Here is a 22,793-nt window from a genome sequence, read left to right as displayed (position 1 = left end):
CGGCGCTCCGGCTTCGTGCGCGCCGGGTCTAGCCATGTCTTCAATGTGGGACAGACGTGATGCGGAAATCGATAACTCTCTACGGGCTGACGTTCTCACTGCCGATTCTGATCTGGCAGATCTTGTTCTTCGTCGCCCCCTTGGCGTTTCTGGTCGCGCTCAGCTTCTGGACCGTCAAGAACTTCCGGATGGAGCCGGCATTCGACGCCGTCAACTGGATGAAGGTGCTCAGTCGCGGGATCTTCTGGGATGCCTATTTGCGCACGGTTGCGCTCGCGGCGGCGACAGCCGTGATCACCAGCGCCCTGGCCTTCCCCTGCGCCTATGGAATTGCCTTCAAGCTGTCGGACACCACCCGGCGGTGGGTGGTGTTTCTGATGGTCATCCCATTCTTCACCAGCTATCTCGTGCGTGTCTACTCCTGGCAGATATTCCTGTCCGACCACGGTATCTTCAACGCGCTGTTTGCCAAAGTGGGGATCGGGCCGTTCGGTATGCTGAATTCGGTCTTCGGCCAAATGATCGGCTATCTGACGCTGAGCTTTCCGCTGGTGGTGCTGCTGCAATTGTTCAGCCTCGTCTTTGTCGACAAGACATTCATCGAGGCTGCGCACAATTTGCGTTGTGGCCGATTGCGCACGGTGTTCGAGGTGGTCGTTCCGGCCGCTAAGGTTGGCCTGGTCATCGCAGCGCTGTTCTGTTTCATTCTGACATTCGGCGATTTCGTCAGCCCGCTCTATCTCGGCGGCGGCGATCCCCCGACGCTTTCCATTCTCATCACGGACACCACGAAGTCGGGCCAGCAATGGCCGCGGGCAGCGGTCATCGCAATCGTCATGATCGCTACACTGCTCGCCGTTGCCTTCGCAGCGGTAAGTTATGCCTACAAGGAGCGCGGACGATGAGTGATTTCAACCGCAACCCCGCGATCGACTGGGCGCTGAAAGCCTATATCGTGCTGGCGCTGGCATTCATTTTCGCACCCATCGCCGCCAGCTTCGTCTTCTCGTTTAATGTCGACCGCTTTCCCTCGCTGCCGCTCGGAGGCTTTTCGATGACCTGGTACGAGGCCGTGGCATCCGAACCGCTGGTGTGGGAAGGGTTGCGCAACACCCTGATCGTCGGTGTCGTGGTATCGGTGCTTTCCACCCTGCTCGGCTTCGGCGCGGCCTATACCGATTTCCGCTACAGGTTCTTCGGCAAGACCTTTTACATCGCCCTGGCCATGCTGCCGCCGACGATTCCGGTGGTCATTCTGGGACTGGCGATGCTTGCCTTCCTCTCCAACATCGATCTGTCGGGTGCGATCTACTCGGTGGTCATTGCCCATGTGGTGATGTGCGCACCATTTGCCATGGCGATCACCAGGCTGCGGTTGTCGCAGATGGATCCGTCGCTGGAAGCGGCGGCGTGGAACCTCGGCGCCTCGGAATGGATGGCGATGCGCCATGTCATCCTTCCCTTTTGCATGCCTGCGATCTCCGCGGCACTGCTCATCACCATGGCCGTGTCTTTTGACGAGTTTGCGGTGGCCTGGTTTGTCTCGGGACTGAACGAGACGCTGCCGGTCAAAGTGCTCGGCTTCCTGCAGGGACAGGTCAGTCCACGCATCAACGTCATCGGGACGTTTGTGTTTCTGGCATCGATCACCTTGGTCATCCTCGCCCAGATTCTTCTTATGAAACGTAGCGTCGTGCCCGCTTCTGCGGCGGCCGGCAGCGGAGCAAGCAAGTCATGACCAACACGCCACTCGTCGTCTTCGAGAACGTCGTCAAGCGATACGGCACCTTTTCCGCGGTGGGACCGATCGATTTTGAAATCCGCAAGGGAGAGTTTCTCGCCATCATGGGATCCAGCGGCTGCGGCAAGACAACGACGCTGCGGATGCTTGCGGGGTTGGAAGCCCCGTCGGACGGTGAAATCCGGCTCGCCGGCAAGCGCATAAACGATCTGCCGACCTGGCAGCGCGACACGCCGATGGTCTGGCAGAGCCTGGCGCTGTTTCCGTTCCTGACGGTGCGGGAGAATGTCGAGTTCAGCCTGCGGATGCGCGGCATCGCCAAGGCCGAACGCCAGCAGCGTGTCGACAAGTGGCTCGAGCGCATGCAGATCACCGAGTTTGCCGAGCGCAATGTCGCCCATTTGTCCGGCGGTCAGCGCCAGCGCGTGGCGCTCGCCCGTTCCCTGGTGACCGAGCCGGAGATCCTCCTGCTCGACGAGCCATTGTCGGCGCTCGACGCTCATCTCAAGGTTCGCATGCAGACAGTTCTGTCCAATCTGCAGCGTGAACTCGGCATCACGTTCGTCTATGTCACGCACAGCCAGTCCGAGGCTTTCTCAATGGCTGACCGCGTCGTCATCATGAGCCGTGGCCGGATCGAACAGATCGGCAATCCGCAGGAAATATACCGTGCACCGCGCACCAGGTTTGTCGCCGAATTCCTCGGATCATCGAATATCTTTGCCGGAAATGTATCCGGTGTGGATAGCACGTCGGTGAGGATTTCGACCCCGTCTGGCGAGTTCGATGTCGCACCCAGCCAAGCCAAACCTCTTTCAAAGGGGGATAAGGCAACCTTTGTGGTGTCCGGCGATCGCGTCAATCTCAGCAACCGGCCACCATCCAATGACTACAATCGGCTGGAGGCATCGGTTGTCGGGGAGGAATTTGTCGGTGCTACCGCGGTGATCCACCTCGAAGGCATGGCACAGATTGAAATCAAGGCGCAGAAAAGCCATGATGAACTCGACCAACTCAATCTTGAACCTGGCGCCAAGGTCTGGGTGTCGTGGCGGCCCGATGCCGCACATATCCTGCCGGGCGAATAGTCCGGCTCAACCTGGATCCAATACGGAGCTTACGTGGCAAAAATCGATGCGTCCGCGCCGGCAAAACCGGCACTCAGGGTCGGCTTCATTCTCGCCCGGCATTTCACGCTGAGCGCATTTTCGCTGTTTGTCGATACGCTGAGGCTTGCAAGCGATGTTGAAGACCGCTCGGGCAGGGTGCTCTGCGACTGGGACGTGATCAGCGCCGATGCGCATATGATCAAGTCGAGCAGCGGCATCCAGGTGTCGCCCACTGCACGGCTGGGTGATCCCGAGCGTTTCGACTACATTGCCGTCGTCGGAGGCCTGCTCAATGTCGAGGAGCCTCTGGATCGCGATACGATTGCCTTTCTGCACGACGCGTCGAAAAAGAAGGTCCCGATCATCGGTGTCTGCACTGGCAGCTTCATTCTTGCCGGGGCCGGGTTGTTGCGTGACAGGCTGGCCTGTGTCAGCTGGCTGCACCACGAAGAATTCAAGGCACGGTTTCCGCAGATCCGGCTGACGTCGCATCGTCTGTTCGTGGAGGACAAGGGCATCATTACCTGCGCTGGCGGCAGTGCGGTTGCCGACATGGCTGCATTGCTGGTCAGGCGGCATGTGGGTGTAAGTGCCGAGAAGAATGCGCTCGAAATTCTGCAGGTCGAGCGCTGGCGCGAAGGCAGTGAGTTGCAAAGTCGGATGCCGATCACATTGCCGATGCAGAACGATCCTCGTATCAAGGCGACGCTGCTTTACATGGAGCAGAATATCGACGAAAAGATTGGAATTGACAGGATCGCCGAGAATGTCGGTCTCTCGCGCCGCCAACTCGAACGCCTTTTCCATGAAAAGACCGGCACCTCGCCTGCCGCGGCCTATACAAAGATCCGCATGAACAAGGCGATATTTCTCGTCGAGCGTACCTCCAAGTCGTTGATCGAGATTGCGCTTGACGTCGGGTTCGAGAACAGCTCCCATTTTTGCAGGAAGTTCCGAGAGAACTTCGGGATGACGCCGACAACGTTGCGCACAAAATCCAGAGCGAATTCCATCGAACGGGATGCTCCCTAGCGATCAGGGTTGATGCCACATCGTCTGTGGCATGCATGAGATCATCGAAACAGGTCTACGCCGTAGTCGCCGCGCACCATCACGCCAAGAATCTTGTCCGAAGTGACTTCGGCATGGACGTCGGCACGTCGTCCCATGAATTTACCATCGGCACACCTGTGCGCCCGCCGGCAGGTTTCCCCTGTTACATCGGGATGGCTGTTCCCAAAACCATGAACTTGTGATCCGCCGCTTGACACGGTCATATATCGTGGCTAGTAAGTTGTAGGCCTAACCCTACATTTGAGCGTCATGACACGAATGAACACCTCATCTCCTTCCTCGGCACAAGCTCCGGATCTGTCGGTAGCGACCCTCTCCGTGCGCCGCTTGCGTCACCCTGGCCGCTGGATTAGCGGCGCGATCGTCCTGGTTCTTCTGGCGCTGGTGGTTCGCGCATTTGCGATCGGGCAAATCCGATGGGATGTGGTCGGCGAGTTCCTGACGGCCCGCGTGATCATCACCGGTTTCGGCTGGACCCTATTGATCTCGGCCTGCGCGCTCGCACTCGGCGTGGCGCTGGGCTTTGCCTTCGGCATCATGCGGCTGTCCGAGAACCCGATCCTGCGCTTTGCTGCCTGGCTCTATGTCTGGATTTTCCGCGGCACGCCGGTGCTGCTGCAGCTACTTATCTGGTTCAATATCGGGTTGGTTTTTCCGCGCCTCTATATTCCTGGCCTGATCGACGAACGGATGGTCGATGTCGTGACTCCTTTCGTGGCCGCGGTCCTCGGGCTGGGCGTCAATGAGGGGTCGTACCTGACGGAAGTCGTGCGCGGCGGTATCGGATCTGTTGATCGCGGCCAGAAGGAAGCGGCTCACACGCTTGGTATGACTCCCGCTCAGACAATGCGGCGCATTATCCTGCCGCAGACGCTGAGGCTGATCCTTCCGGTTCTCGGCAACAGCGCCATCGGGATGCTCAAGTTTTCTTCGCTCGCCGCCACGATTGCGATGGGTGAAATGCTGAACGCCGCCCAGCGGATCTATTTCATCAACGGCGCTGTGATCGAGCTCCTGTTCGTCTGCGCCACCTGGTACCTGCTCGGAACCACGGTTCTGTCAATCGGGCAATATTATCTTGAGCGGCATTTCGGTCGCGACGCTGCCACCGCTCCGGCGGGCAAGCAATGGTTCAAGTCCTGGGCACGGCGCCCTGCTGTTGAGGGAGAAGCATGAGTCTCGCAGTCAAGGCGGTCGGAGTCCGCAAAAGTTTTGGTCGCCTCGAGGTGTTGAAAGGCCTGGATCTCGAAGTCGAAAATGGTGAGGTGCTTTGCATCCTCGGTCCATCGGGAAGTGGCAAGAGCACGTTCCTGCGCTGCATCAATCATCTTGAAGTGCCCGATAACGGTTACGTCTGGGTCGATGGCGCGATCATGGGATACGAGCTGCATGGCAATGTGCTGCAAGAGCTCTCCATCCGCCATCTGCGCGCCCAGCAGAGCCAGCTGGGAATGGTGTTCCAGCACTTCAATCTCTTTGCGCACCGCACCGTGCTGGGCAATGTCATCGAAGGGCCGATGGTCGTTCGTGGACTGCGTCGTGCTGCAGCGGAAGCGCGCGCGATGGAACTGCTGGAACAAGTCGGCATGGCCGGCAAGGCATCGAGCTATCCGTCGCAGCTCTCGGGTGGCCAGAAGCAACGCGTCGCCATCGCCCGAGCGCTGGCCATGGAGCCGCGCGTGATGCTGTTCGACGAGCCGACCAGCGCGCTGGATCCGGAGCTCGTCGGCGAGGTGCTGGAGGTCATGCGCAACTTGGCCCGCGGGGGGACCACGATGATCGTCGTTACGCATGAAATTGGTTTCGCTCGCGAGGTCGCCGATCGGGTCGTGGTGATGATCGACGGCGAAATCCGCGAAATGGGAGCGCCCGGGCAGGTCCTGAGCAATCCTTCCGACTCGCGCGTGCGCACATTCCTCAGCCGCGTGCTGTCCTGAAAATTCACAACTCACAATGGGAGAGAGAGTAAAATGAAACAATTGCTACCGATGGTCCGGGGGCTTGCCTCGATCGCACTCATGAGCGTCGCTTTGAGCGGCGTGGCGCATGCGGCCGCCGACGAAAAACTGGCCGCAGCCGTGCCGGAAGCTGTGCGCAGCGCCGGCAAGCTGAACGTCACGATCAGCCTTGCCTATCCGCCAATGGAATACAACGATGCCGGGTCCACGGAACTCAAGGGTTTCGATATCGACCTTGCCAAGGCGATCGCCGAGCGTCTCGGCCTTACGGCAGAGTTCCAGAACGTCGAGTTCCCGCAGCTTATTCCGCAGATCGTCACCGGTCGCGGGGACATGATCATTACGGCCTTCTCCGACAAGGTCGAGCGCCAGACGCAGCTGGATTTCATCGACTACTTCCAGACTGGCAACGTCTTCTATTCTTCCGTTGAGCACGAGGCCGAGATCAAGGTTGAAACCGATCTTTGCGGCAAGACCGTCGCGGTCGCGACCGGAACGAGCTGGGTCACCTGGGCGGAAGACATGGGCAAGTCGATTTGTGCAGCCGACAAGCCGATAACGGTCATCCAGATCCCGACACAGGCCGAGCATATCATGCAGATCCGCCAGGGACGCGCGCAGGCCTCGATCATCGGCCTAGAAGGTCTTCTGGACCTGATGAAGCAGGAACCGGGCAAGTTCTACCAGATCGGCAAGCCCGGCGACGTCAATCACTACGGTATCGCCTTCGCCAAACCGAACACCGGGCTGCGCGACGCTGTTCTGGGCGCACTCAACGCCATGAAGGCGGATGGCACCTATGCACAGATTCTTGATCGTTATGGTCTGGCGCAAGCCGGCGTGGAAGAGTTCAAGATAAACGGAACAACGAAATAACGGATCCATGCCGGAGCCTGCCTTGACCAATTCATCCGTCCCTGATGCGCAATCCGCCGAAGCCCCGCCGTCCGATGCCAGGCTCCACCAGTTGCAACTCGACCAGTATTCCGGTGAGCAGCTCTACCGGCAGCTCTATCGGGCATTGCGCGCCGCTATCCTGAGTGGTGATTTCGCCGAAGGGGAGTCGATCCCCTCGGAGAACCAGATGCGCGACCAGTTCGGCATTGCCCGGACGACGGTTCGCAACGCAATGTCACTTCTGGTGTCGGAAGGCCTGGTCCAGCAGGTTCGCGGGCGTGGAACCATCGTCTCGCATCGCCCTATCAGCCACAATATCTGGAACTTCGGCAGTTTCACGGAATTGGCGCGCCGGCAAGGCCAGCGCCCGGTCACGCGGGTGCTGGAACACCGGGTTGAAAACGGCGAGTTGCTGCTGGTTCGTGCACGCGGACTGGCCAGCAACGAGGCGACCAGCTGGCTCAATGTCGACACATCGAGGCTGGACCTCGGTCATTACCCCGGCATCGAGCGCTACGATTTCGCGGCGCAGTCCCTCTATGAAGTGCTGCGCCGCGATTACAACCGCCATCCCTTGCGATCGGAGCTTCTGCTGACGGTCGTGCCGCCATCCGACCAATTGAGGGAGGTCTTCGCAACGGCACCCGAGGTCCCGGGTTACCTCTGCGCGAGCGGCGACGTTCTTGATGGCGACGACCGATTGGTGGAGCGCACGTCGATTGTCTATTCGCCGGCGGTCCAAATGAAATTTGCAACGCGGTGGGGGCGCGATACAGCGCAACTGTCCCCGGCGCGCGGCGCAGGAGAAGAGACATGAGCCGTTTCGGCGATATTTTTACTACCCCCAAGCCCATTCTAGGAATGCTGCATCTGGCAGGCGAGAGCCGCGAAGCCAAGCTTGCGCAAGCCGTGGAAGAAGCCCGCATCATGAGTGGAGAGGGCGTCGATGCGCTGGTCGTCGAAAACTACTTCGGCGACGCGGACGATGTCGAACGGGTGTTGGAGCATCTGTGTGGCCTCGGCCTCGGTGCGCGGATCGGGGTCAACGTACTGCGCGACAGCGCGCGGGCCTATAAGCTCGCAAAGCAATACCCGGTGCAGTTCATTCAGATCGATTCCGTAGCCGGCCACTTGACGCCGGAAGCCGACGTGCCGTTTGCCGAAGAGATGGCGACCAGGCGGGTCGATGTGCCGGTGCTTCTTTTGGGCGGGGTACGCTTCAAGTATCAGCCGGTCCTCTCTGGGCGGTCCGAAGAAGTGGACGTCCGGATCGGGGCCGAGCGTTGTGATGCGCTGGTGGTAACATCGGATGCAACGGGACAGCCGACCGACATGGACAAGGTAGCACGCTTCCGGGCCGCCACTGGTGGTGCCGTACCGCTGGTGATCGGTGCCGGCCTGACGGAAAGCAATGCCGCCGAGCAATTGTCCATCGCCGATGGGGCGATCGTCGGGAGCTGGTTCAAGCATGACCATAAGGATACGGGCCAGGTGGATGCGCGCCATGTCGCACGCCTGATGAGCGCCGTTCGATCGGTGCGGAGCGCACTATGAGCATTCCGGTTCCGGATCATATCGTCGCGCAGCCAGCGACAGCCGAAAATTTCGCTCGCTTCGGCACGGTCTACGACCTTCTGGGGGACAGCGATCCCCAGGTGATCTGGACCAAGGGCGACGGCTGGACCGACGGATTCACGGCAACGCCGCTGATATCAGGCAGCGGCCATCTCGGGATGACGCGCGGTGGCGCCGCCCCTTGGGACTGTGCGCAGATGGAACGGCACCACAAGACCGAGGAAGCGCTCTTCTGTGCGGGCGAGCCGGTGGTGCTGGCGGTGGCGCCGGCATCGGATGCGACAGCGCCGCGCCGTCATGAGATTGAGGCCTTTGTCATCTCGCCTGGGCAGGTCGTCGTGATGAAGCGCGGCGTGTGGCACGATGCGTGCCGGGGCGCCGCCAACCCGACGCCCTATTTCTGGATGGCGATGTGCGGTCTGGAGGTGAGCCCCTGGGTGTCCGTGGAGGACGGTCCGCTGACGGTTCGCGTCGAAGCAACCGATGGGCAGTCCACATGACCGCCTTCTTCATCGGCGACGTCGCGATCGACGAGTATTACACTGCCGACCGTTGGCCGGGCCGCGCCGACAAGGGCATGGTCAACGAACTGCCGGCAGAGATCGGCGGATCGATTGCCAATGCCGCGGTTGTTCACGCGGCGCTCGGAGGCGAGACGCAATTCATCTCGCTGCTCAACGACAGCCTTCTCTCTCGGCGCCTAATCGCCGATCTTCGTAATAATGGTGTCGGCGTCAGTCACATGCTCACCGATCCCGCGATTCCGGAATCGCGTAACCTGATCTTCCTCGTCGACGGCGAGCATATCGTCCTGACTGTCGAGATGGGCGATCAGCCGATGTGGCTGTCGTTCGAAAGCCTTGAAGCGCTGCGCCAGCCGGGCTTTCTCTATACCACCCTCTATCGTGTCCGCCGTTTGCGTTGTGATACCGGGAGCGGCGTGCTGGCGCAGGCCGCGTTGCTGGACGACCTGCGGAAACATGGTCGGCGGGCGATCTTCGATCTCGACGTGGGTGGCTGCAGGCAAGAGGACATGCCGTATCTGACCGGTGCGGCGGTGGTCATCTTCAATCAGGTGGGATTCCGGACAGCCTTCGGCCATGATGACCTGTCCGCGATCGGCGACTGGATGCGCGCCGCCGGTATCGAGTGGGTCGTGCGCACGCTCGCTTCCGATGGCGCCGAAGCAAGCGACGGATCGGCGATCCTGCGTACCGGGGGCTTTCCAGTCGAAGTGGTTGATGTGACGGGTGCAGGCGATACCTTTGGCGGCACCCTGACCTGGTGCCTGACACAGGGACAGCCGTTTGCCGAGGCACTGGACTTCGCCGTTGCTGCGGCCTCCCGCTCGGTCACCGTCCACGGACCGCGCGGCGGCAAGGCGAGCCATGACGAGATCCGCCGCTGGCGCGATACACGGCGCCAGGTCTGACGCCGGTTAGGACAGGCTGCACGGCGCCCTAATGTTAACGCCGTGAAAACACTGCCCCAAATATCGGGAAGTTCATCAGTGGAGCGGCATCATCAGATGCCGCCCATGCAGAGATATTTCATCTCGAGATAGTCCTCGAGGCCGTGGCGCGAACCCTCCCGGCCGATCCCGGATTGTTTCATGCCGCCGAAGGGGGCGGCCTCCGAGGACATGCGGCCCGTATTGATGCCGACCATGCCGTATTCGAGCGCTTCGGCGACACGCCACACGCGCTTCAGGTTCGACGCATAAAAATAGGCGGCCAGGCCATAGATAGTATCGTTGGCTTCACGCACGACCTGGTCGGCATCTTCGAACCGGATGATCGGGGCGAGGGGGCCGAACGTTTCTTCCTGCGCGACGCGCATCTCATGGGTAATGCCGGTCAGAACCGTGGGCTCAAAGAAAGTTCCCACATTTTCGATACGATGACCACCGCAACGAATTTCGCCGCCCTTGGCCTTGGCGTCAGCCACATGCGCCTCGATTTTTTCAATGGCGTGGCCATCTATCATCGGGCCAATTGTTATGCCGGGGGAGAAACCGTCGCCGACCTTCAGTTCGGCGACGCGGGCCACGAACTTTTCGGCGAATTCGTCGTGGACGGCAGACTGGACGTAGATTCGGTTGGCCGAAACGCAGGTCTGACCGGCGTTGCGGAACTTTGCCTGGATCGCACCATCGACCGCTTCATCGATATCGGCATCATCGAAAACGATGAAGGGTGCATTGCCGCCGAGTTCCAGACTGACTTTCTTGATCTGGTCTGAACATTGCCGCATCAGCAGCCGGCCGACTTCGGTCGAGCCGGTGAAGCTGATCTTGCGGACATTCTGATTCGTGCAGAGCTCGGTGCCGACGGCAGCTCCCTCCGAGGCGTAGATCAGGTTGAGAACGCCGGTGGGAAAACCGGCCTGCTGGGCGAGCACGAACATCGCGCCTGCCACCAGCGGTGTCTGCTCGGCCGGCTTCAGCACGATCGCGCAGCCGGCGGCGAGCGCCGGCGAAATCTTGCGGGCTACCATCGATGCGGGAAAATTCCATGGCGTGATGGTGCCTACGACGCCAACCGGCTGCTTGATGACAAGCATGCGCCTGTCATTGGAAGGGGCGGAGATCGTCTCGCCATAGATTCGATTTGCTTCCTCCGCGTACCACTGGATGTAGGCGGCCGCATGCGAAACTTCGGATTTCGCCTCGGCCAGCGGCTTGCCCATCTCGGCCGTCAGGATTGCCGCGAGATCGTCGGTGTGTGCAACGATCAGCTGGTGCCAGCGGCGCATCACCGCGCTCTTGTCCTTGGCGGGTAGTGCTGCCCACTCGTGCTGTCCTTCGACGGCACGATCGATCGCGTCCTTCGTCTCGGCTACACCCATGTCGGGCAATGTCGCCAGCAATTCGCCGGTGGAGGGATTGAAGATATCGAAGGTAGGTCCATGCCAGTCGCGGCCCGCATGGGCTATCCGTTCGAGATTGGCGAAGAGTCCGGCGTCGTTGAGGTGCCGGTTCATGGCGGGTGAGAGGGGCAAGATGATCTCCCTGGAGTGGCGGCCAAGCTGGGTGGCGTCCTGCCTCTTCCGGCTGTCGAGTGCAGTCGGTTTCGTCGGGCAAGCGGGAGGTAGATAGCGGTCGGGCGGTCGGGCGTCAATCGCCGCCACCCAACGGCGTTTCAGATTACCGCAACGCGGGTGCAGACGATGAATTGACAGACGCGGCCGCGGCAAAATAGGTTCCGCTTCATGAAGATAGCTCTATATGCGCCACTGAAGCCGGCAAGCCATCCAGTTCCGTCGGGAGACCGATTGATGGCGCGGCTGTTGAAATCCGCGCTCGAACATGCCGGCCATCAGGTTGACGTCGTTTCGGAATTGCGCACCTACCTGAAAGAACCGTCGTCCGAGCTCTATTCGACCCTGAAGAAGCAGGCCGAGGCCGAGTGCGAGAGGCTTTCGGCTCTCTGGCTTCGCGAGGGCGCGCCGGATCTCTGGTTTACCTATCATCCCTATTACAAGTCGCCGGATCTCATCGGTCTGGATCTCGCCCGGTCGTTTTCGCTGCCATATGTAACCGCCGAGGCATCATACTCCTCCCGTCGAAATATTGGTGTGTGGGCGCAGTCACAGGCCGAGGCCCTCGCGGCGGTGGAGCAGGCTGCGGTCAACATTTGCTTCACCCGGCGTGACCAGGAGGGGCTAATCAAAGCACTGCCGACGGCGCGAACGGCCATGTTGCCACCGTTTCTCGATTCCAGCAGGGTTCGATCCCTTGAGCCAAATCCACAGCCGGGCCGGCTGGCAACGGTGGCAATGATGCGCGAGGGCAACAAGCTGGAGAGCTATTGCATGCTGGCGCGGGCGCTGGAACTGCTTCTGGATCTGCCCTGGACGCTGGCAATCGCCGGTGACGGCGTTTGCCGAAAAGAGGTCGAGGCAGCATTTGCCGCTTTTCCTCCCGGCCGTGTCGAGTGGCATGGTTTGAAGCCGGCCGAAGAGGTTGCCGTGTTGCTATCCGAGGGCTCCATATTCCTGTGGCCGGGGTGCCGGGAAGCCTATGGGTTGTCCTATCTCGAAGCGCAGGCCGCCGGCCTGCCGGTCGTTGGGCAGGCGGAAGGTGGGGTGCCGGAAGTGGTCGTGGACGGCCGCTCGGGAATCCTGACGCCATCGGGCGACCTTCAAGCCTACGCGGATGCGATCCGCCTGCTTTTGACCGATGACGTGCAACGCAAGGCGCTGGCAGCCGGTGCGCTGCAGTTTGCCCGGCAGGAGCGCTCTTTTCAGGCGGCGAGCGAACGTCTTGCTGCAATTCTAGATCAGTTTGTTGGTGGGATTTGATGGCGAATGACGTATGGAACCCGTTGACTAGGGAACTCGACCGTTGGCGGGCGGGCGGCAAGATCGCACGCTTCTGGTTGAGGGATGACGATGCTGTCGAGCCGACGGCGGCACTCTCGCGGCTGCTTGAATGCGCAGGCCGCCACGCAGTCCCCGTAACGCTTGCGGTCATCCCTGTTCACACGGGGCAGGCCCTTGCCGGCTATCTCGATAAGATGCCTTTGGCAAATGTCGCCGTCCATGGCTGGTCGCATACCAATCACGCGGCAACCAATGAAAAGAAGCAGGAACTCGGCGCACACAGGCCGCTTGAAGTCGTGGTTGCGGAAATCGAGGCGGGCTTCGAAAGGTTGCGCAATTTGCATCAAGGTCGCTTTGCCGCCGTTCTCGTTCCGCCCTGGAACCGGATCGCTCCTTCCATAGCCGCTCAGCTTCCGGGCCTCGGTTTCGAGGCGCTATCGGTGTTCGGACCGGAAAAGCCGGCCTCGATCCGCCTCATCAACACCCATGTCGACCTGATAGACTGGCATGGAACCAGAGGTGCGCGGCCCCGCGAAGCCCTCGTAACCGATATCGTCAAACGCCTGCGGGAGATGTTCGACAATGGCGGCAGCATGGGATTTCTGACGCATCATCTGGTGCATGACGAGCAAGCTTGGCACTTCATCGACAGCTTGTTGCAAGTCACTGCAGGCCACGCTGCCTGCGCCTGGACATCGCTGCCGGAGTTGCTGCGCGAAAGCTGATCAGAGATCGATGACCTGTCCCTGATGGGCTGAGAATGCGCCAGCGAATTGCTGCACGGCCATCCTGTCGATCGCCTTGATCTGCTTGTCGGTTCTCAGTGGTGAATGATGTATGAAAGCCACCTTCTTCGCATCGGCGGCCTTGGCGAGACGAATGGCCTGTTGCCAGGACGAGTGTCCGTAGCCGGCATGCCGGGCCATTTCCTGATCCGTGTAGGTCGTGTCGTAGAGGAAGATATCGACCCCGTCGATCAATTCGAGGACTGCCGTGTCCAGAACCCCCGGCAGGTGTTCCGTATCGGTGATCAATGCGGCGGAGTGTCCCTGCCATTCCACACGGTAACCGATCGCGCCACCCGGGTGATTGAGATTGCCGGTCTTTATCCGCAGACCCGGAAACGGTTCGAGCACGTCAGGCGCCTTGAAATCACGGCAACGAAGATTGGCGCGGCAGGCATTTATTTCGATAGGAAACCAGGGTGGGCGGATGAATTCGGCAATCATCTGCCGCGTCGTCATCTTTCCAGCCATGTGGCCAGTCCAGACATCCACTGTCGAGCGGGCATCGAACAAAGGTGCGAAATACGGCAGGCCGATGATGTGATCGTAGTGGCAATGGGTGAAAAACAGGTTGAACGCCGACACATCGTCTTCGAGCAATGCCTTGCCGGCGGGAAGGATGCCGGAACCGGCGTCAAACAACAGCCTGTGTTCTCCGCATTGCATTTCAATGCAGACAGTATCGCCGCCGTAGACCCGGAAGTCGGGCCCGGAAACCGGCAGGCTGCCCCGAACCCCCCAGGCACGCAATCGAAACACGCTGTTACTCTTCCCTGTTTGCAAGTCCGACTATCCCCCGGTTCGTCGCACTCTGGCTTCATTCACTATAGAGTTCTTGGCTCATTTGAAAACTGTCCTGTTTTCATAGCTCCTGCATGCTAGCCAAACCAGGATGCACAAGCGAGCATAGATTTCATGGCGCGAGAAGATATATTCGACCTGGCGATGGCGAACGCCTGCAATGAAAAGGTACTACACCGTCCGCGCTATAGCGGGAACGTTGGATGCTTGCATTCGTTCCAGTCTCCGTGGCGTCTAATGTACCGACTCAGCGTGGCTGCGGGCTTCCGTCAGTTCCGTCGTTGTCTTGTTGAGACGATCTGCGAGGACCCGCATGATTTCGATCGCGATTTCCGGGTAATCTGCGAGCAGCTTCAGGAAAATGTCCTTGCGGATGCGCAAGGCCTCCATCGGCATCGTCGCTTTTACGGTCGCTGTTCGCGCAATATCGCAAAGAATAGCGATTTCGCCGACAATCGTATTGTTGCCCAATTCCGCAACCTTGATCTGCCCGCTCGGGGCATCCGCCAGAATCTCGGCCTTGCCCGTAAGAATGACATAGGCAGAATCACCGGGGTCACCCTGATGAAACAGCGCCTCGCCGGCCTTGTAGCTGACGCGATCGGATGTGAATGCCAGAAGCTTCAGCTTTGCCGGTGCGACGCGGGAAAACAGTGGAACCTGGCGTAAAATCTGCACTTCGTCCTGTAACATCGTAGTCCTGTCCTGTTGGTGGTATCACCACTACCTGCTGTACTTATTATGACACAAGTTCTCTAAAAATGCCGTTGCTCTCGATGAGCGCTGCATGCGTCCCATCTTCGACGAGCTTGCCTTTGTCGAATACCACGACACGGTCGAATAGCTCCGACATAGAGGAATTCGAGAGCACCCATAGAATTGTGGGCGCGTCGACATTCTTACGGAGCAATTCCAGTACGTTGCGAAGAATCTGATCCTGAATGCGAAGATCGAGGCTGGCCAGCGGGCGATTGAAGACATAGAGCGCCGACCGCCGGATGATCGCCCTGGCCAGGTTCAGTTTTTGTCGCTGAACCGAGGTAAGACGACGTCCCCCGGCACCGACGTTGAACTCAAGGCCAATCGACAGGACGCTTTCGTAAAGCCCCAGGGAGAAAAGCAACTTGCGGATGATGGAGCGAATTCGTTCCGATCCGTCCGGATGCTTGTGGCTTATTTTCCCGAGCAGAACGTTGTCGAGCAGGGTCGCTGCCGTCATGTAGCGCTCGGGGTCGTAGCGCTCGATTGCGTCCGAAAGATCGGCCGGCAGCCCCTCGTGGAATTCCTGTCTGACGGCGACAATCTTCGCCATCAGCTCGTCTGTGAGAAGGCCAAAGCGGTGCCGCGGCTCGATATAGAGGAAACTCAGCCGGATGATACTGACCAGATCATCTGGAGCGACATCTTCAAGGCGCTTGCCTTTCAGCTTTTGCAGGAGGAGCTGGTATTGCGGCAGGTCGTCTGCCGTCATGAAGGTCAACTGCTGGAAGAACGGGTGATCGGGCGGCAGATCACCGAACAGGTTGACCGCATTTTCGGCAATCTCGAGCCCCATTTCGTACAGGATGCGGTCGAGCCCGGTTCGGCGCATGACAGACAGGAAATACTGGTTGCTGCCGATCGCGCGTCCCATCAACTGTGGTCCTGTGGCGGTTCCGAAGAGGAGGTTTTCGCCGACTGTCGCCTCGGTATTGTAGGCGCCCGGTTCGAATGACACTACGAGACTGCTGAGATTTTCCTCGTCCAGTTCGGTCCTCAGCGCATGGCGTATTTCTACGATCCGCTCCACGAGATCCTGATGCTCGGCGGGATTGACGATCGAACGCATGGCAAGATCAAGGATATCCTTGGCAAGCAGCACCGCATCCAGAGCTTCGGCAATGGCAACGGAAATGCTTTCCGGTCCGGTCGCACCGGCCGCGGCGTAGTCTATCCAGTCGCTGTTGACATCGTAATCGGGATTTCCGGCAAGGCGTGCCTCGGCGACTGCCCATTTTCGGTGCTTCTCACCAGCTTCGTCGTAAGCGTACTCCGTCAGCGGTGCGTGCTTCAGGCCGTAAAGCAGGTTGTCGCGCAACGACCCTTGGAACAGATACGTATCTGACGACGCGTAGGACAGATGCCTGCCGGTGACAGATTCCGGCAGGCTTCTCATGTCGCTGCCGCCGAGCACGATCTTCCCAGTGTCCGGCCAGATTATCCGCGCAAAGGCTTCAGCAAGCGCTTCGCCGCCCGAGGCTGCGGTCCCGACGATCGCCACTGTCTCACCCGGATTGACTTGCATCGACACGGCAGACAGCAAGCGGGCGCCGCTGTCATCGGTCAGCGAAAGGTTGACGGTCGCCAGCGAAGCATCGTGCAGCTTTGCCGGTTCGGTCGCCAGCGAATGGATTTCTTCTTCGAGCATTCCGTCGACGCTGAACTGCTCGACGACCTGAACGTATTTGACTTGAACGTCCTGCCGCATCTGGTCCCAGTCGATCAGCTCCTTCAATGGCCCTGGCAGGTCCTTGTAGGCAGCGATCACGGCCACAAGCTGCCCGATGTCAAGCTGTCCCTTGAGGGCAAGGTAGCCGCCGAAAGCATAGAACAGGAAGGGTGTTACAGAGGCGAGGAAGTTGTTGATGAACTTGACCAGAAATTTCCATTGGTAAAGATCATAGCGGATCTTGAAAATCTGGCCGAGCCGATTGGCTATATCGGCCCGCTCGTAGTTGGATGTGTCATAGGCCCGGATCGTGCCTATGCCATCGAAGATTTCGCTGACACGACCGGACAGCTCGCGCGCGGTCAGCTGGCGCTCGCGGCCCAATACAAGCAGTCTCCGGCGCATGCGGGGGATGATGAAGCCCTGGATCCCGACCATGGCGGCGGCAATCAACCCCAGCCACATATTCTGCGCGATGATGAATATGAGGGCTGTTAGCGCCTGTCCGCCGAGCAGGGCCGGAGAGACGAATGCATCGCCGGTAAAGCCGCCGAGCGGCTCGACCTCATCCTTGACCATGCTGGCGACTTCGGCACCTTTGGCCCGCTTGAACTGGTTTGGCGGAAAACGGAGGATCCGGTCGACGAGTTCGAAGCGTATGCGCCGCAGCAGGCGTTCGCCGAGACGGCCCTTGTAGGTATTGATGTAGAACTTGAACAGGCCGTTGATGATGACCAGCAGCAGGAACACCATGCTGAGGGCAAACAACATCGCCATGCGGCCAAGTTCAACGCCGGGAAACAGCACGACATTGCCGAGACCGGGCAGGTCGAACGCGATTCGCATGAAAATCTGGGTCGCGCCCTCCGACTCAAAGCCCTTGCCCTGGATCGGCCCGTTGACAATCTGCTTGGGCAGGTCGAACGAGAGAAAATACGGGATCATGGAAACCGCGACGACGAGCAGGATCCACAGTTGCTGCTTGCGCGTATGTCTCCAGATGTATTGCAGCAGACTGTTTTCCATCGCTGGCCCTTATGATGCTGCAACCGGATCAAGAACATAGAAACGCCTGTCCCCATAGGGCGTGCCGGCGATCTCGGGATCATGAAGGTGCAAGTCGACGGTCGTCCGGATCCTTGTCGATGGACGGCTGATAATTTGCGGGACCTGCGAGGTTGCCCGCTCGAGAGCCGGTGCGTATTCGATCACCACAACGCCGGCGTTGTCTATCAGCGAGAACAGCTGTTCGCCCAGCGGATCGCGGCGGCCGAACGGTTTCAGCGAGTAGCCAAGCAGCACGAGACCATAGCTTCCGGGCGAATAGTCATAGGTGATTTCCTGAAACTTCTGCGGAATGTGGCGGACGCGACAGGGTCGCCCGTTCAACGTATCCGCTTCATGCGCGGTCGTTTTGGGATCGACCGAAGTGACGGAAACCGGATGGTGGGTGAGGTAGTCGGTGATCGGCCTTTCGTGACCGCCGATTTCGAGAATATGGGGGCAATCAACCAGGAAGTGAGCGGCGAAAACCTGGCGGAGCGTAGCGCCTATACCGGTCAGGTGCGGCAAGTCCTGCTCCGGAGGAACAGCTGATACCGGATTGGACCGAGCGGCTTCCATTACTTGCACTCCATAAAAGACCAACATACAACACGACGATGACGAAAACCATGGACACCGATACATCGACAGCAACCGACTGGCACGAGGCCGCATTTGACGTCATGCGCGGGGTTGGCGCCTACACGTCCAGTCCTCTGATACGTGGTCTCTCCGAGGTCATTGCCCATCACCCGCAAGCAGATGTCGCGGTCGCTTTCAATCACAAGCAAGTGGCCTGCAAAATGTGGGCAAGACAAGCACTATTTGACACTGTCGGCGGAAAATTCAAACGCATCGTCATTCTGGGCGGGTGGTACGGTGTGCTGGCGGCCATGTTTTTTGACGACACGCGCTTTGAGATCGGTTCGATAGACAGTTTCGACATTGATCCTGATGTTGGAAATGTTGCCGAGACGTTGAACCAAGCCTGGAAGGACCGATTTCGCGCGCTCACCGGCGACATGTATTCGCTCGCCTATGACGAACTTGATGCCGGTCTTCTGATCAATACCAGCTGCGAGCATATCGCCGATCTGCCTGGGTGGCTGCGGCTCTTGCCGCGTGGCACGCGCGTTCTCCTGCAATCGAACGACTATTTCAGCGAACCCACTCATGTGAATTGCGTGCCGTCGCTCGAGGCGTTCGTCGCGCAAGCCGCGCTTCGCCAGATAGATTTCGCCGGATCGCTGCCGATGAAAAAGTACACGCGTTTCATGCTTATCGGCACAGTCTAGATTTCGTCTCAGTCAGACGCGCTGTGGCTTGTCGAGAGCGGTCGCCGACAGGGCGCGCAGGATATCAGCTGTTCGGTTGGCGCCGTCGAGATCGAGTGCCTGCAGGTTTGTTACGGCCGAGGAAAGCGCTTTTTCAATCGCGGCCTGCATGGTTACCGGCGAAAGCGCGGCCTCCGTCAAGACGAAGGCTCGTCCCCGCTCCTCCAGGCGCGCCGCCCTTTCTGTCTGTTCGGTCTCGCCGCCGGCAGTAAACGGGATCAGCAAGGATTGGCATCCTGCCCGCAGAATATCGCAAACGGTGTTGTATCCGGCTTGAGATATCGACAGGCGGGCGCGTGTCAGAAGGCTAGGGAAATCCGGCCGGAACCGGAAGAGGTTCGTGTTGGCAGGCGCGTCGAGCGCCAGCGCGTCGAAATCTGCCTGCGGCAGGTTTGGCCCGGTGACGATGCACCAGTTCAGCGATTTCGGCAGATGCCTGGCCGATTCCGCCGCTGCCCGGATGAGGTTTATGCCTACTGCGCCGCCGCCAGCCGAAACAACGATGTCGAATGTCTCGGTCGCGGGGGGAGGCGCAGGTGCGGCCACAAGGCCGGTGTAGAGCACCTTGTCGGCGATCATATCAAAAAGCGGAAAGCTATCCTCCAGCCGCGCAAAGCCGGGATCGCCGTGAACGAGCACATGGTCGAAATAGCGATCGACAAGTGCAACACTTTCATCGTCGCGGCCGGGCTTGTTGCGTGCCTGCACGATATCGCGCAAAGAACATGCGACCAGGGGTTTTCTCTCCATAGCGGCGATTTCATCAAGGAGCGGCAGTAGCTCGAAGCGGACCTGCCGGCGCCCGAAAGGGAACGCCTCGATGATCACGATATCCGGCTGGATCTTGCGGAATGCTGCGATCAGCTTATCGCGCCGTTCGGCCTTGAAGGCGTCATCGACGATGTTGCCGGACGCATCCACAAGCCCCGAGAAGCCCGAATCGCCGGTGGCAATCGCCGGCAGCGCGATGTTCTTCAGGTCCGGGCCGGGAAAGCCCGGGACGGGCATTCCGCCCGTCACCATCGTGACATCGAAATCCTTGCCGACCAAAGCCCTCGCTATCCGGCTGGCCCGTGCCAGATGGCCGATCCCAAGCAGATGCTGAACGTAAAAGAGTACGCGTATCTTCGGGCTTACACTCATGACTTGCCGGCTTGCCATTCGGTTTCGAACAGGGATTTCAGTTGCCGGATGCTGGCGCTGGAATCAAACTCTGTCCGCACGCGTTTTTCGGCTGCTTGCCCAAGGCGGTGGCGAAGATCCGCGTCCCTGATCGCGGTTTCCAGCACCGCTGCAAGCGCTTTGGGATCTTCGGGGGGGACAACGAGGCCGTTTTGTCCATCGATCAGAAGTTCGGGGACGCCGGAGATATTGGTCGATATGGAAACCAGCCCCTGGCTGGAGGCTTCGACTAGAACGTTGGGGAGCCCGTCTCGGTCGCCGTCGCTGGTGATCCGGCAGGCAAGCGCAAAGATGTCGGCATCGCGATAGCCGGCAAGAACATCCTTCTGGTCCAGCGCGCCTTTCCAGTCGATCCTGTCAGCAATACCGAGCTCCTCCGAAAGGCCCTTGAGGCGCTTGATACTGTCGCCGTCGCCGATATGTTCGAATTTCCAGGAAAGATTCGATGGCAGAAGGCTGAGGGCGCGCAGCAGGATGTCGTAGCCCTTCTTCTCCACGGCACGGCCTACACTGAGGATTCTGACGGGTTCGTCGCGGTCGCTGCCGTCGCGGCGCGAGCGAACGCCCTCGAAGGGGCTGAAACGCGACAGGTCCAGACCATGGTAGCTCAGATGGACACGCGACGTCGGCGCGCCAAGGCGACGCAAGTGGTCAAAGCCGGTATGCGTGCACGTTACCGTCCAGCGTGTACTGGCCAATTTTCCCTTCAATTCCCAACTCGGCGACGTCCAGATGTCCTTGGCATGCGCAGAGCAGGTCCAGGCAATCCCGGTGATCTGACTTGCATACGCGGCAACGGATGCTGGGGTGTGGATAAAATGTGCGTGAATCCATTGCCCGCCATCCGGCCATTCGGCAGCGAGGACAGCTGCCTGTCCGAAACGGCGGACCCGATTGCGGGTCGGGTCCTTAAGCAGATCTTTGGCAAATGAAGCCAGTCCGCGCCAGAGACCGAGCTTCGGCAGGCAAGAAACCAGTGCTGATAGAACGCGAACGGGCTCGTGGTGCAGATATTCAGGCAGGTAATACACTGGCGCGCGTATCTCGTCGTGTACGGGGTGCCTCTTCTTGTCAGTCGGCCGACGCAGTGCGACCAGCACCAGGTCAAGACCGGCTTTCTCAAGTCCCAGTAATTCCTGGGCGATGAAGGTCTCCGAAAGGCGGGGATAACCCTTCAGAACCACGACGATCTTGCTACGATTTGACATTTTGCAGACTCGGATATTCCCGTCGGGCCGTGGGGCCCGTACATTTTGGACGAAAGGAGCCTTATCGGCACGCCGCCCTGATTAGAAGCATCACGGTTGCATTGCTGCCTGTCCTGCTCATGCCTTGACAAGCGTCAATTGTCCGGGTTGCCGTTGATCGAACAAGTCTCCGACGAGTTCAGTGATGTGAGGCAGCCCTTCAAGACGGTATCCGGCCGGCGCACTTTTCGACGGTGGTTGGCGCGAAGGCAATGTTTTGAGCGCAGCCGCAAGCCGGATAGGGTCTTCCGCCTCCTCCGGCAGCAACATGTCGACCAACCCCAGTTCGGCGGCTCGCTGAGCCCGGATCAATTGCTCCTCGCGCGGCTGGACACGAGGGACAATCAGCGCCGGCTTGTCGAATGAGAGGATTTCACAATAAGTGTTGTAGCCGCCCATCGCCACGACGGCTGTCGCCCCGGCAACAAGTTCTTCCATCCGGTTGTCAAACTCGATGACCTCCAGATAGGGAATCGACGCTCCCTTGCGGATCAGCTTGCGACGCTTCTTAGCGGGCATATACGGCCCGAGGACCACCAAGGCCCTGTGGGTCAGCCCCGGATCCTGCTGGTAGGCATGCATGACGTTGTGGACGAGATCGGCTCCGTCGCCGCCGCCTCCGGTAGTGACGAGAATGTACTCGCCTGTGGGGACGTGACCCGGTAGTTCGGATCTGGGTACGCTGCGCTGGAGGAAACCAACGAAACTCATCTTGTCGCGGACGGGTTTCGGGACTTCCAGGCCGACCAGCGGGTCATAGAAATCGGGGGGGCCGTAGACCCATATCTCGTCGTAGAAACGGGAAATCTTGTCCATGACGTTCTTCCGTTTCCACTCCGCATCGAGCAGCCGCGGCGCGTCCATGACTTCGCGCAGGCCGAGCACCAATGTGGTTCCGCGAGCCTTCAGGAATGAAAGGGTCTCCTCGACCTCGCCTTCCAGTCCCAAAGGCTCCTTGTCGACGACAAAGATGTCGGGCTGAAAAGTTTCAGCGGTATGGCGGATGATCGATTGGCGCATCTGCATCGTATCGTGCAGGTCCATGTGCTGTTCCATCGATTCGTACTGGCCGTTGCGCAGCTTGATGACGCTTGGGATCTTCACGAAGTCGACGCGCGCTCGATAGTCGAAGGCTCCGGCGATTGTCGCGCCGGAGATAATTAGCACATGCAAACCTCGATAATCCTCGACGAGCGAGTGCGCGATTGTTCTGCAGCGGCGCAAATGGCCCAGGCCGAACGTGTCGTGGCTGTACATCAGAATACGTGCATCATCCAATCGGCGCGTCATGCTGG

Annotated in this window: 22 protein-coding genes; 14 read left to right on the top strand and 8 right to left on the bottom strand. The window is 59.6% G+C overall.

The genetic code is table 11. The features are described 5' to 3' along the window. Positions 1 to 59 precede the first annotated feature (59 nt). From JJB09_RS16690 to JJB09_RS16640, 11 genes are all read left to right on the top strand, one after another. Entirely contained in the window at positions 60 to 905 is an 846-nt protein-coding gene (locus JJB09_RS16690) for an ABC transporter permease (protein WP_201660537.1), read from the top strand. Next, positions 902 to 1,738, top strand: a complete 837-nt coding sequence (locus JJB09_RS16685) for an ABC transporter permease (protein WP_201660534.1) — start codon at positions 902 to 904, stop codon at positions 1,736 to 1,738. The genes JJB09_RS16690 and JJB09_RS16685 overlap by 4 nt, the downstream gene beginning before the upstream one ends. After that, on the top strand, positions 1,735 to 2,829 hold the full coding sequence (locus tag JJB09_RS16680) for an ABC transporter ATP-binding protein (protein WP_201660530.1): 1,095 nt from the start codon (positions 1,735 to 1,737) through the stop codon (positions 2,827 to 2,829). The genes JJB09_RS16685 and JJB09_RS16680 overlap by 4 nt, the downstream gene beginning before the upstream one ends. A gap of 33 nt (positions 2,830 to 2,862) precedes the next feature. Continuing rightward, positions 2,863 to 3,882, top strand: coding sequence for a helix-turn-helix domain-containing protein (locus JJB09_RS16675; protein WP_201660528.1), 1,020 nt, complete (start codon positions 2,863 to 2,865; stop codon positions 3,880 to 3,882). 300 nt (positions 3,883 to 4,182) lie between these two features. Continuing rightward, positions 4,183 to 5,100, top strand: a complete 918-nt coding sequence (locus tag JJB09_RS16670; RefSeq protein WP_201660525.1) for an amino acid ABC transporter permease — start codon at positions 4,183 to 4,185, stop codon at positions 5,098 to 5,100. Next, the gene (locus JJB09_RS16665; RefSeq protein ID WP_201660522.1) at positions 5,097 to 5,861 is read left to right on the top strand and encodes an amino acid ABC transporter ATP-binding protein; all 765 of its coding nucleotides are present in this window, start codon (positions 5,097 to 5,099) and stop codon (positions 5,859 to 5,861) included. Before JJB09_RS16670 ends, JJB09_RS16665 begins: the two co-directional genes overlap by 4 nt. Before the next feature lie 33 nt (positions 5,862 to 5,894). Further along, complete coding sequence (locus tag JJB09_RS16660; RefSeq protein ID WP_201660520.1) at positions 5,895 to 6,758, top strand: ABC transporter substrate-binding protein; 864 nt, start codon at positions 5,895 to 5,897, stop codon at positions 6,756 to 6,758. 22 nt (positions 6,759 to 6,780) lie between these two features. Continuing rightward, positions 6,781 to 7,596, top strand: coding sequence for a GntR family transcriptional regulator (locus JJB09_RS16655; protein ID WP_201660517.1), 816 nt, complete (start codon positions 6,781 to 6,783; stop codon positions 7,594 to 7,596). Then, positions 7,593 to 8,333: a BtpA/SgcQ family protein gene (locus JJB09_RS16650; RefSeq protein WP_201660514.1), complete on the top strand. Its 741-nt coding sequence runs from the start codon at positions 7,593 to 7,595 to the stop codon at positions 8,331 to 8,333. Before JJB09_RS16655 ends, JJB09_RS16650 begins: the two co-directional genes overlap by 4 nt. Then, positions 8,330 to 8,854 carry an ureidoglycolate lyase gene (locus JJB09_RS16645; RefSeq protein WP_201660511.1) on the top strand — a complete coding sequence of 175 codons (525 nt, stop codon included), beginning with the start codon at positions 8,330 to 8,332 and terminating at the stop codon, positions 8,852 to 8,854. The genes JJB09_RS16650 and JJB09_RS16645 overlap by 4 nt, the downstream gene beginning before the upstream one ends. After that, positions 8,851 to 9,786, top strand: coding sequence for a carbohydrate kinase family protein (locus JJB09_RS16640; RefSeq protein ID WP_201660507.1), 936 nt, complete (start codon positions 8,851 to 8,853; stop codon positions 9,784 to 9,786). Before JJB09_RS16645 ends, JJB09_RS16640 begins: the two co-directional genes overlap by 4 nt. Before the next feature lie 92 nt (positions 9,787 to 9,878). Here the strand turns inward: JJB09_RS16640 and JJB09_RS16635 are convergent, their stop codons facing one another. Beyond that, positions 9,879 to 11,336 (bottom strand): NAD-dependent succinate-semialdehyde dehydrogenase, encoded by a 1,458-nt coding sequence (locus JJB09_RS16635; protein ID WP_201660949.1) that lies wholly within the window; start codon positions 11,334 to 11,336, stop codon positions 9,879 to 9,881. A gap of 228 nt (positions 11,337 to 11,564) precedes the next feature. Between JJB09_RS16635 and JJB09_RS16630 the strand changes: the two genes are divergently transcribed. Further along, positions 11,565 to 12,656 carry a glycosyltransferase family 4 protein gene (locus JJB09_RS16630; protein WP_201660504.1) on the top strand — a complete coding sequence of 364 codons (1,092 nt, stop codon included), beginning with the start codon at positions 11,565 to 11,567 and terminating at the stop codon, positions 12,654 to 12,656. Next, complete coding sequence (locus tag JJB09_RS16625; protein ID WP_201660502.1) at positions 12,656 to 13,402, top strand: polysaccharide deacetylase family protein; 747 nt, start codon at positions 12,656 to 12,658, stop codon at positions 13,400 to 13,402. Before JJB09_RS16630 ends, JJB09_RS16625 begins: the two co-directional genes overlap by 1 nt. Here JJB09_RS16625 and JJB09_RS16620 read toward each other — a convergent pair whose 3' ends face one another. The 4 genes from JJB09_RS16620 to JJB09_RS16605 form a co-directional block, all read right to left on the bottom strand. Then, on the bottom strand, positions 13,403 to 14,212 hold the full coding sequence (locus JJB09_RS16620; RefSeq protein ID WP_201660946.1) for an MBL fold metallo-hydrolase: 810 nt from the start codon (positions 14,210 to 14,212) through the stop codon (positions 13,403 to 13,405). A 285-nt stretch (positions 14,213 to 14,497) separates the two neighbouring features. After that, complete coding sequence (locus JJB09_RS16615; protein ID WP_201660499.1) at positions 14,498 to 14,956, bottom strand: cyclic nucleotide-binding domain-containing protein; 459 nt, start codon at positions 14,954 to 14,956, stop codon at positions 14,498 to 14,500. A gap of 46 nt (positions 14,957 to 15,002) precedes the next feature. Beyond that, complete coding sequence (locus JJB09_RS16610; protein ID WP_201660496.1) at positions 15,003 to 17,717, bottom strand: ABC transporter transmembrane domain-containing protein; 2,715 nt, start codon at positions 17,715 to 17,717, stop codon at positions 15,003 to 15,005. 9 nt (positions 17,718 to 17,726) lie between these two features. Then, positions 17,727 to 18,314 (bottom strand): hypothetical protein, encoded by a 588-nt coding sequence (locus tag JJB09_RS16605; RefSeq protein WP_201660493.1) that lies wholly within the window; start codon positions 18,312 to 18,314, stop codon positions 17,727 to 17,729. A 50-nt stretch (positions 18,315 to 18,364) separates the two neighbouring features. Between JJB09_RS16605 and JJB09_RS16600 the strand changes: the two genes are divergently transcribed. Beyond that, a complete protein-coding gene (locus JJB09_RS16600) occupies positions 18,365 to 19,030 on the top strand; it encodes a class I SAM-dependent methyltransferase (protein ID WP_246748760.1) in 666 nt (221 codons plus the stop codon). A gap of 12 nt (positions 19,031 to 19,042) precedes the next feature. On the opposite strand, the gene JJB09_RS16595 is transcribed toward JJB09_RS16600, so the two are convergent. The 3 genes from JJB09_RS16595 to JJB09_RS16585 form a co-directional block, all read right to left on the bottom strand. Beyond that, positions 19,043 to 20,212, bottom strand: coding sequence for a glycosyltransferase family protein (locus tag JJB09_RS16595; RefSeq protein ID WP_201660487.1), 1,170 nt, complete (start codon positions 20,210 to 20,212; stop codon positions 19,043 to 19,045). Then, entirely contained in the window at positions 20,209 to 21,459 is a 1,251-nt protein-coding gene (locus JJB09_RS16590) for a glycosyltransferase family 4 protein (protein WP_201660485.1), read from the bottom strand. Before JJB09_RS16590 ends, JJB09_RS16595 begins: the two co-directional genes overlap by 4 nt. Before the next feature lie 117 nt (positions 21,460 to 21,576). After that, the gene (locus JJB09_RS16585) at positions 21,577 to 22,788 is read right to left on the bottom strand and encodes a glycosyltransferase family protein (RefSeq protein WP_201660483.1); all 1,212 of its coding nucleotides are present in this window, start codon (positions 22,786 to 22,788) and stop codon (positions 21,577 to 21,579) included. Positions 22,789 to 22,793: the final 5 nt, after the last annotated feature.

The sequence above is a fragment of the Phytoamicus setariae genome, assembly GCF_016722925.1.
In the GTDB taxonomy this organism is placed as follows: domain Bacteria; phylum Pseudomonadota; class Alphaproteobacteria; order Rhizobiales; family Rhizobiaceae; genus Rhizobium_E; species Rhizobium_E setariae.
Note: the sequence above shows the minus strand (reverse complement) of the source record. Positions and strands in the feature narration are given on the sequence as shown.